This is a genomic window from Streptomyces sp. JW3 (assembly GCF_052216785.1).
In the GTDB taxonomy this organism is placed as follows: domain Bacteria; phylum Actinomycetota; class Actinomycetes; order Streptomycetales; family Streptomycetaceae; genus Streptomyces.
The window spans coordinates 1-2792 of sequence record NZ_JBQOUX010000213.1; the positions used below are offsets into that span (position 1 = coordinate 1).

Annotated in this window: 2 protein-coding genes; both read right to left on the bottom strand. The window is 67.4% G+C overall.

Features of this window, described 5'->3' with window-relative positions:
* Positions 1 to 268 precede the first annotated feature (268 nt).
* Positions 269 to 1894: a chaperonin GroEL gene (gene groL, locus ACTT8P_RS38020; protein ID WP_361156287.1), complete on the bottom strand. Its 1626-nt coding sequence runs from the start codon at positions 1892 to 1894 to the stop codon at positions 269 to 271.
* A gap of 304 nt (positions 1895 to 2198) precedes the next feature.
* Complete coding sequence (locus ACTT8P_RS38025) at positions 2199 to 2402, bottom strand: cold-shock protein (RefSeq protein ID WP_010035953.1); 204 nt, start codon at positions 2400 to 2402, stop codon at positions 2199 to 2201.
* Positions 2403 to 2792: the final 390 nt, after the last annotated feature.

Here is a 2792-nt window from a genome sequence, read left to right on the forward strand (position 1 = left end):
GCCGCTTGACCGGCGTGGCGTGCCGGCGAGGCGCGAGCGCGTGCCGCCGTGCCGGGGACGAGGGAGGGGCGTGGGGGCGGCCGCAGGCCGATCGGCGCAGCCGACGCGACCGGAGGGAGCGCCCTTTACTCGGGTCGCGGAAGCACGACACTGGCCGAGAAGCGAGTGGCCCCGACGGTCACGGGAAAACGCCCGAGGGCGGCACCCCCTGTGGGAACAGGGAATGCCGCCCTCGGCACGAAGGACGCTCGATCAACCCGCGGGTCGATCAGAAGTCCATGTCACCGCCCGGCATGCCGCCGCCGGCCGGGGCAGCGCCCGCCTTCTCCGGCTTGTCGGCGATGACGGCCTCGGTGGTGAGGAACAGCGCGGCGATGGAGGCCGCGTTCTGCAGCGCGGAGCGGGTCACCTTCGCCGGGTCGATGATGCCTTCGGCGATCATGTCGACGTACTCACCGGTCGCGGCGTTGAGGCCGTGGCCGACGGTGAGGTTGCGGACCTTCTCCACGACGACGCCGCCCTCGAGACCACCGTTGACGGCGATCTGCTTCAGCGGGGCCTCCAGCGCGAGCTTCACGGCGTTGGCGCCGGTCGCCTCGTCGCCGTCCAGCTCCAGCTTCTCGAAGACCTGGCTGGCCTGGAGCAGGGCCACGCCACCACCGGCGACGATGCCCTCCTCGACGGCCGCCTTGGCGTTGCGCACGGCGTCCTCGATGCGGTGCTTGCGCTCCTTGAGCTCCACCTCGGTGGCGGCACCGGCCTTGATGACCGCGACGCCGCCCGCGAGCTTGGCCAGGCGCTCCTGGAGCTTCTCGCGGTCGTAGTCCGAGTCGCTGTTCTCGATCTCGGCGCGGATCTGGTTGACCCGGCCGGCGACCTGGTCGGCGGAGCCGGAGCCGTCGACGATGGTGGTCTCGTCCTTGGTGATGACGACCTTGCGGGCGCGGCCCAGGAGGTCCAGGGTCGCGTTCTCCAGCTTGAGGCCGACCTCCTCGGAGATGACCTCGCCGCCCGTGAGGATGGCGATGTCGCCGAGCATGGCCTTGCGGCGGTCACCGAAGCCCGGGGCCTTGACGGCGACGGACTTGAAGGTGCCGCGGATCTTGTTGACGACCAGGGTCGACAGGGCCTCGCCCTCGACGTCCTCGGCGATGATCAGCAGCGGCTTGCCGCCCTGCATGACCTTCTCCAGGAGCGGGAGCAGGTCCTTGACGTTGGCGATCTTGGAGTTGGCGATCAGGATGTACGGGTCGTCGAGGACGGCCTCCATACGCTCCATGTCGGTGGCGAAGTACGCCGAGATGTAGCCCTTGTCGAAGCGCATACCCTCGGTGAGCTCCAGCTCCAGACCGAAGGTCTGGGACTCCTCGACGGTGATGACGCCTTCCTTGCCGACCTTGTCCATGGCCTCGGCGATGAGCTCGCCGATCTGGGTGTCGGCGGCGGAGATGGAGGCCGTGGAGGCGATCTGCTCCTTGGTCTCGACGTCCTTCGCCTGCTCCAGGAGGGCGGCGGAGACGGCCTCGACGGCCTTCTCGATACCGCGCTTCAGGGCCATCGGGTTGGCACCCGCGGCCACGTTGCGCAGACCCTCCTTGACCAGGGCCTGGGCGAGCACGGTCGCGGTGGTCGTACCGTCGCCGGCGACGTCGTCCGTCTTCTTGGCGACTTCCTTGACCAGCTCGGCGCCGATCTTCTCGTACGGGTCCTCGAGCTCGATCTCCTTGGCGATGGAGACGCCGTCGTTGGTGATCGTGGGCGCGCCCCACTTCTTCTCGAGGACGACGTTGCGGCCCTTGGGGCCGAGCGTCACCTTGACGGCGTCCGCGAGCTGGTTCATGCCGCGCTCGAGGCCGCGCCGCGCCTCCTCGTCGAACGCGATGATCTTGGCCATGTGAAGTGGTCCCTCCAGGACTGGGGGTGATTCCTTCGGACCGCGCCCGCGCCCGCGACGGACGGCTCGCCGGCCTCGTGGTTCCTTCCCCACCCGGCCTGCGGGCCTCACCGACCCGGTCCTTCGTTGTCACTCTCACCTTCAGAGTGCTAACGCAATGATTAGCACTCGACCCCTGCGAGTGCAAGCGCCTCCCCCGGATCGGGGGCGGCGCTCAGCCCCCGGCGAACATGCCGGAGGGCCCGTACCTCGACGAGGTACGGGCCCTCCGGAGAAGAACCGTTCGCTGCGGTGGTCGCGCGTATCAGGCAGAGACGCGGACCATGTCGGCCTGCGGGCCCTTCTGACCCTGCGAGATCTCGAACTCGACCCGCTGGCCTTCTTCAAGGGTGCGGTAACCGTCCATCTGGATCGCGCTGTAGTGGACGAAAACATCCGCACCACCGTCGACCGCGATGAAGCCGTACCCCTTCTCCGCGTTGAACCACTTGACGGTGCCCTGAGCCATGCCTAACTCCCCTATTACTGGCCCTTGCACAGATCCGCACTTCGCGAATCCGGGTCAGACCTCGCCCCCCAAGGTTGCGGGGGCGTGCGCCGGAACGCGTCGACCGCGGCCGAATGTATCTGTCCAACTGCCCTCTGCAACAGGTCAATTGGACGAGAAATCCGGACGGGAGCGGTCCGGAATATGGTGAGAATTCACCCGATTCCAGGGCAAGTCGGGCCACATAAAAGCCACAAATGCCGCAAAGAATGCCCACAGTTTGGCTACATCTAGTCGGGCGTGCGGCAGGAATTCGGAGCTCGCGCTTCAGTGATCAGCAGCGCGTTCCCCAACTGTACCGCGCTCAACCACATGGAATTGCCCCCTCCGCTTCTATTGGGGAGGGGGCAA